Raw genomic sequence first — 6551 nt, 5'->3', positions numbered from 1 at the left:
GGCATGGGCGGCGCGATGGACCTCGTCCACGGCGCCCGCCGGGTCATCGTGCTCATGGAGCACACCGCCAAGGACGGCAGTCCGAAGATCCTCAAGGAGTGCACGCTGCCGTTGACCGGTGAGCGGTGCGTGCATCGGATCGTCACCGACCTCGGCGTCCTCGACGTCAGCCCCACCGGCCTCGCCCTCGTCGAGACCGCCCCTGGCGTGACCGTCGAGGACATCACCGCTCGCACCGACGCCCCGCTGCACATCGACGCGGCCATCGCCGCCTGTTGACACCTCAAAGACGCCGGGCGAAGTCAGGACGGGACTCTCCCACGCGTTCCGCGCCTGGCGCAGTATGGGCAGCAGGGAGCCGGTGCCGACACAGGTGAGCAGCCCGCCCGCCACCACCAGGAGCACGGCGTCGTGGCCCAGGATCATCAGCAGGAAGCCTGCTCCGCACACGCCGAAGACCGCGGGCAGATTGTGCTGGGGGCTGCATGTCAGCGAGGCGAAGGCGGTCCATCCGGTCACCCTGGCGGCGCTGGTGAGCGCGATGACCATGCCGATGAGGCCGGTGGACGTCACGCCCATGTTGTTCAGCAGAATCGGCGGAGCCATCGGGACGGTGTGAAAGACCATTGCCCCGAGGACCGTCACTAGGCAGGTCCCCGCCGGCCGCGGCAGGGAGAGCCGCCGTGGCCGGACGGCGGTGCCGTCTGCACTTGCTCGTTGTCCACTTGATCACCGCCTCCGAGGCGTCGGTGCGCGTCTCGCGGTCGCGGGCCGGCCGGCGTGAGTGCATCAGCCACGGGAACGTGCGCTCCACCAGCCATCTCTTCGGCAGCACGGTGGGGCCGCTGGTGTCGTCGCTGCGTCCGACCACGGTCAGCGTGATCCGCCAGACGTCGCGGGCGAAGTCGACCAATCGCCCGGTATAGCCTCCGTCGGCCCACACCCGCGTGACGCGCCAGTGCCGTTCGCGCAGCCGGGCCAGGAGTGTCTGTCCCGCGTTCCGGTCGGTGACCGAGGCCGCGGTCACCATCACGGCCGGCAGCAGTCCGAGGGTGTCCACCACGATGTGCCGCTTACGGCCGTTGACCTTCTTCCCGCCGTCGAATCCCCTGGTCACGGCCGACACCGATGCGGCTGCCTTCACCGACTGCGCGTCGATGACGGCTGCGGTCGGCTCCGCATCCCGGCCCGCGGCCTGGCGGACCCGGTCACGCAGCCGGTCGTGGAACTCAGCGGTCAGGCCCTTGTCCCGCCAGCGTCGGAAGAAGGCGTAGACGCGGTCTCACGCGGGGAAGTCCGCCGGCATCGCCCGCCAGGTGATGGGGGCACCGACGGAACTCGCCGAACTGCGGAGATCCGAGTCGGCGTTACGCCCGCTTCCCACGCTGCCGGAGATCCTTTCCCACCGCTCGGCGGAAGCCGCACCGGTCACCTGGAGTCCTCGGCCGGCAACGTGCCGGTGCGCCGCGAGAGTTTCGTCGGCACCCCGCAAGGCCGCCCGCGACCAGATGGCGCACCGCGTCGACCGTCTGCCGGTGGCAATAGCTCTCCGGTTGCCCGCCGCGGCCTTCTGTTGCCGCACAACCTGCCGCCGACCGGCGCGGTGCGCTACTGCTCCGACGTGTGGAAGCGCGATGGTCTCGATGCGCGGATCAACGAGGTGCTGCGGACGATGGTGCGTGAGAAGGCCGGACGCGCCGCGGACCCCAGCCAGGAACAACAGGCGAACCTGGTTCGACAGCGCAGCCTGCGCCAACGTGCTCAACCTGCGGGCATGCTGCGAACGGCGCGAGGCCGCGCGATTTTCTGACCTCAGCGGGCGCGATCCGGGCTGAGCGGCGGACACCCTCGACTGGAGGCCCGTCGACATCGTCGCGATCACACTGTTCTCACCGGATTCTTGGCGGGGTGCGGTGTCGATGCCGTGGCCGGAGCAGGACGATCCGCGGCTCCGCTCGAGTGGTGCGGGTCAGGGCTGGTCGCCCACGAGAGCGATTGCGCGCGATTCGGGAACTCCCAGCATCAGCAGGCTCGTGATCGTCGCTGCTCGGGCGCCGAGGGTCCCGTTCGACAGGTCGCTGTCCGCGATGGCGAACACGACGCCGTAAGCGAGTTGGCTCAGGGGGCCCGCCGGCAGGTGGTGTGCGAACACGTCGTCCTCCTGGCCCCGTTTCACGAGGTCGGCGAGGAGTTCGTCGACTGGCCCGAGCAGGGCGTGGATCGCCTCGCCGTACTCGCCGCGGCGCAGCGCCAGCAGCACTCGGTACCGGTGCGCCACCGGCCAGAGGCGGGCAATGAATTCGACCCACGCCGCGTCCGCTGCTGCGTCGGAGGCGTTGACTTCGGTGAGCACGACTGTCATCTCGGTGACGGCCCGTTCCGTGAGTGTGCGAACCAGGTCCAGGCGCGAGGGGAAATGGTCGTAGACCGTGCGACGGACGACGCCGGCAGCGGAGGCGATGTCGCCCATTCCGGCGTCGGGGTTCTCTCCCAGCATGGCGAGGGCGACGTCGAGGATGCGTTCGCGTGTCTCGTTCATCGAGCGCACACGGGAGGACTGGGTGGACACAGCACCAGTATTGCACACTGGTGTACAGCGAGATAGGCTGTACACCAGTGTGCAGTGGAGAGTTGCGCTGTGCTTCGAAGCTCAGGAGAAGAGAAGAAGGCAATGACCGCACCGGCGCCGCCTGCCTCGGCCCTCGTCCGCCCGTTCACCGTCTCGATCTCGGATACGGAGATTGACGACGTCAAGCAGCGACTGGCCAGAACTCGGTGGCCGGATCGGGAAACGGTGGGCGACTGGTCGCAAGGGGTCCGGGTAGAGAACGCCAGGTCTCTGGTCGACTACTGGGAGCGTGGCTACGACTGGCGGCGCTTCGAGTCCGAGCTCAATCGCTTCCCCCAGTTCCTGACCGAGATCGATGGGCTGGACATCCACTTCATCCACGGCAGGTCCAAGAATCCCCACGCGATGCCGCTGATCCTCACGCATGGATGGCCGGGCTCGATCGTCGAGTTCCTGAAGCTGATCGGCCCGCTGACCGATCCGGTCGCGTTCGGAGGAGACGCCGCCGATTCATTCGACGTCGTCGTCCCGTCGCTCCCCGGGTTCGGGTTCTCTCAGAAGCCCACGGAGACAGGGTGGACCGTCTCGCGCATCGCAAGCGCGTGGGTGGAGCTGATGAAGCGTCTCGGCTACACGAGGTGGGCCGCGCAAGGTGGCGATTGGGGTGCCGTCGTCACCACCGCCCTCGGGGCCATGCAACCTGAGGGGCTTCTCGGAATTCATCTGAACACGCAGTACGCCTTTCCGGCGCAGATGCCCGAAAACTTGTCGCCCGAGCAGCGTGACGCGGTGGAGACCCTCGCCTTCTACGCCGGGGAGCTCGGTGGGTCGAACCACCTGCAGGGTACGAAGCCGGAGACTGTCGGATTCGCCCTGGCCGACTCTCCCGCCGGCCAGGCGGCCTGGATCTACGAGAAATTCCAGTCCAAGACCGACAACCACGGGCTCGCCGAGGACGCGCTGAGCATGGACGACATGCTCGACGCGATATCCCTCTACTGGTTCACCAACAGCGCAGCGTCGTCCGCCCGCATCTACTGGGAGAACAGAACGCTCACTTTCGCCGGCCCGAAGGTGACGCTTCCGGTCGCGGTGACCGTCTTTCCGAAGGACATCCCGCGCGTGCCGCGAAGCTGGATCGAAGATGCCTACAGCGATCTGATCCACTACGGCGAGGCCGACAAGGGCGGGCACTTCGCGGCCCTGGAACAGCCCGAGATCCTGGTCAGCGAAATCCGCACCGGCCTGCGCACCCTTCGCTCCTGACACCGGCGCGCGAGCTCAGCGGGCAACAAGCGAGTCTTCTAACGTTTTACCCGTTGGTCTGGATCAGGGTTGCTGGTCGGCCGGGGCTGCCGGGGCCCGAATGGCGGGCTGTGCGAACAGTCCGGGTTCGGTCTCGTCGAAGAATCCGAAGCTGACCAGGCGTTTGAGTTTCACGCGGGTGCCTTCGACGTGCTTGGTATCAAGGGCAGGTCCAGCGCGAGGCGCAGGCCGTGGGCGTGTAGCGGTCGGCGTTCGTGCTCGAATACGTCCATGATCTGCTGGTAGCCGCGCCGTCCGGCAGCGCCGGGGTCGGCGGCCGATCGAGGTCGAAGCCTGGGGCCACCGCGGGAACGGGTTTGGCCGTGGTCGCCAGGCCTCGCGCTCAGCCCGTGCCTCGCGCAGGCGGGCTGCGAGTTCGCCGATCTGCTCGGCAAGTTGACGTTCGCGCAGTTCGATTCCTTCCAGGAGTTGCTGGATGACAGCATGGGTCATCACACCTCCCGCCAGCGGGCGGGCATGCCGGCCAGGCGGCGCAGTATCCGCCCGGCAGAGGCTCATTAGATCCTGGATACCGCGCAGGACGGCGCGTGCTCGTAGTCGCGGGCGAGGCGTCCCTGCATGTTCAGGCCGTTGATCTGCTCGACGCGCCAGCGGATGGGCTCGGGGACAAATCCGGTGGCAACCGGGGCGCCGGCCACGATCTGAACGTCGATGCCGAGCGTTCGCCCGTGCTCGACCACGCCGGCCTTGAAGCCCTGCTGGTCGACGTCCTGGCCGCATCCAGGCCCGTCGTGCTCTTCGGCACCCCGGCCGCTGCGCGCACCGACTGCGAGTCGAGCACCACCAAGCTGGGGTCCGCGGCGCGTCCGGCCTTCTCGCGCACCATCATCCGCAGCGCGTCGTTGATCCTCGGATCGGTTGGGCGATCGGCTCCATCCCGGTCACGATCCGGTCGTGTCATTTCCGGGTTGGGCAGGAGTGGGGTCTGAGGTCCGGGCTGTCGGTCGGCGCAGGCAATTGATGAGATGGTTGGCGCACGTTCAAGGTGTACCCCGGGGCCCCGCACGGCCTGTCGATGGTCGCTCCGTTCAAGGACCTCTTCGACGCCGACTTGCTGGCCTTCGCCCGCGGTTGAACGCACGAGACCCCGGGCGCCAGCCGAGCCCCGGATGACACCGTGAGCACAGGCCCGCCGCGGGTGTCGGTAGCCGTCGAGCCACCGATGCTGTACGCGGCAGCCCGCACAGCGCGCCGGCCGCGGTGAGGGTCTGGGCGCTCAGCAGGGGCCGCCCAGATGACCAGGAATCGCAGATCGGCAAGGAATCCCGCGGCGCCGCGGAGAGGTGCGTCACTAATGATTGGGTGCGGTCCGCGCCTTCACGGAATCCAGCACAGTGCTGGGCGGCCAACTCGACCTCGCGGTGGGAAGCCGGACGGGAACGGCTATACGTCATTGCGGTATTCCTGGCTGACGTCAGGGATGTCGGGCCTACCGCCGGGAGATCCCGCAGAGACAACGACTCGCGACATTGCTGTGACTCTCTGCTGTGATTGCGTTCCGTAATGTGTTGGTACCCGTGATTCAGCGAGCTGCACGTGAATTCCGTGATCCCATTTATTGGTTCTGCTGCGTTGTGCTCCCTGCGGGTCAGGTCTAGCGTGAGGAAGGTGGCAACCGGCGCCATCTGCCGCGAGGCACCACGCCGCCGAGGGAAAAAGGTTCCCGAGCCTCCACGGCAACCGTCCTGACCTTGGTCGTGTCCAGCCGGATTTTACACGGGCGGATTTGACGCAGTTCCGCGCCCACGGGCGCCCGGAGGTCGATGTGCTTCCCACGCGACACAAGACAGCAACCATCAAGGGCCAAGAAGTCTTCTACCGCGAGGCCGGCCCCAGCGACGCTCCGGTCGTGCTGCTGCTGCACGGATTCCCGAGCAGCTCGCACATGTTCCGCCATCTCGTCCCCGCGCTGGCCGACGATTATCACGTGATCGCCACCGACCACATCGGATACGGCCACTCTGCCATGCCCAAGGTGGACGCATTCGACTACACCTTCGACAACCTCGCAGGAATCACCGCCGGACTCCTGGAGCATCTGGGCATCGAACGTTTCGCCGTCTACGTGCACGACTACGGGGCACCGATCGGCTGGCGCCTTGCGCTCGACCCGTCCTTCGACGTCACCGCGATCATCTCGCAGAGCGGCAACGCTTACATGGAAGGCTTCGCCAAGCCTTTCTGGGACGACCTGTTCGCGTACGCCACCGACCCCGGCCGCGACACGGAACCGGGCGCGCGGGCCAAGTTCAGTCCCAGTACGACCCGTTGGCAGTACGAGAACGGCGCCACCGACATCAACTTGGTCAGCCCCGACACCTGGACCCTGGACCAGCTGCTGCTGGAACGGCCCGGCAACGACGAGATCCAGCTGGCGCTGTTCCGCGACTACCCGACGAACATCGACGGATACCCGAAACTGCAGGAGTACTTCCGTACCAGCCAAGTGCCCCTGCTCGCGGTCTGGGGCGAGCGGGATGAGATCTTCGGGCCGGACGGCGCGAAGGCGTTCTCCCGTGACCTGCCGGAGGCGGAAGTCCACCTGCTGCCCGCCGGGCACTTCGCCCTGGAGACGCACCTGGACGCCATCAGCGGATACATCCACGGATTCCTCGGGCGCGTCCTCACATGAAGCGTAGCGAGACCCACGCCCCCT

Annotated in this window: 7 protein-coding genes and 2 pseudogenes; 7 read left to right on the top strand and 2 right to left on the bottom strand. The window is 67.3% G+C overall.

Annotation, left to right across the window (positions count from 1 at the left end):
• Together ACZ4UV_RS49570 and ACZ4UV_RS49565 are read left to right on the top strand one after the other, a co-directional pair.
• On the top strand, positions 1-279 hold a 279-nt coding region (locus tag ACZ4UV_RS49570; RefSeq protein WP_467848936.1), incomplete at its 5' end, for a CoA-transferase.
• Between the two features lie 82 nt (positions 280-361).
• Entirely contained in the window at positions 362-619 is a 258-nt protein-coding gene (locus tag ACZ4UV_RS49565) for a hypothetical protein (protein ID WP_451017721.1), read from the top strand.
• A gap of 165 nt (positions 620-784) precedes the next feature.
• Here ACZ4UV_RS49565 and ACZ4UV_RS49560 read toward each other — a convergent pair.
• A pseudogene (locus ACZ4UV_RS49560) lies at positions 785-1240 on the bottom strand (transposase); the annotation flags it as partial.
• Positions 1241-1573: 333 nt separating this feature from the next.
• On the opposite strand from ACZ4UV_RS49560, the gene ACZ4UV_RS49555 reads away from it, so the two are divergent.
• Positions 1574-1810, top strand: coding sequence for a hypothetical protein (locus ACZ4UV_RS49555; RefSeq protein ID WP_451017722.1), 237 nt, complete (start codon positions 1574-1576; stop codon positions 1808-1810).
• A 159-nt stretch (positions 1811-1969) separates the two neighbouring features.
• Here the strand turns inward: ACZ4UV_RS49555 and ACZ4UV_RS49550 are convergent, their stop codons facing one another.
• Positions 1970-2569: a TetR/AcrR family transcriptional regulator gene (locus ACZ4UV_RS49550; RefSeq protein WP_451017723.1), complete on the bottom strand. Its 600-nt coding sequence runs from the start codon at positions 2567-2569 to the stop codon at positions 1970-1972.
• A gap of 102 nt (positions 2570-2671) precedes the next feature.
• Here ACZ4UV_RS49550 and ACZ4UV_RS49545 point away from each other — a divergent pair, with 102 nt between their 5' ends.
• From ACZ4UV_RS49545 to ACZ4UV_RS49530, 4 genes and pseudogenes are all read left to right on the top strand, one after another.
• Positions 2672-3835 (top strand): epoxide hydrolase family protein, encoded by a 1164-nt coding sequence (locus tag ACZ4UV_RS49545; RefSeq protein ID WP_467848926.1) that lies wholly within the window; start codon positions 2672-2674, stop codon positions 3833-3835.
• Between the two features lie 587 nt (positions 3836-4422).
• Complete coding sequence (locus ACZ4UV_RS49540) at positions 4423-4824, top strand: hypothetical protein (RefSeq protein ID WP_467848923.1); 402 nt, start codon at positions 4423-4425, stop codon at positions 4822-4824.
• Positions 4825-4871: 47 nt separating this feature from the next.
• Positions 4872-4970 (top strand): annotated as a pseudogene (locus ACZ4UV_RS49535) (alpha/beta fold hydrolase); the annotation flags it as partial.
• A 690-nt stretch (positions 4971-5660) separates the two neighbouring features.
• Positions 5661-6527, top strand: coding sequence for an alpha/beta fold hydrolase (locus ACZ4UV_RS49530; protein ID WP_451017725.1), 867 nt, complete (start codon positions 5661-5663; stop codon positions 6525-6527).
• Positions 6528-6551 lie beyond the last annotated feature (24 nt).

The organism is Streptomyces sp. NPDC028289, assembly GCF_055565975.1.
Note: the sequence above shows the minus strand (reverse complement) of the source record. Positions and strands in the feature narration are given on the sequence as shown.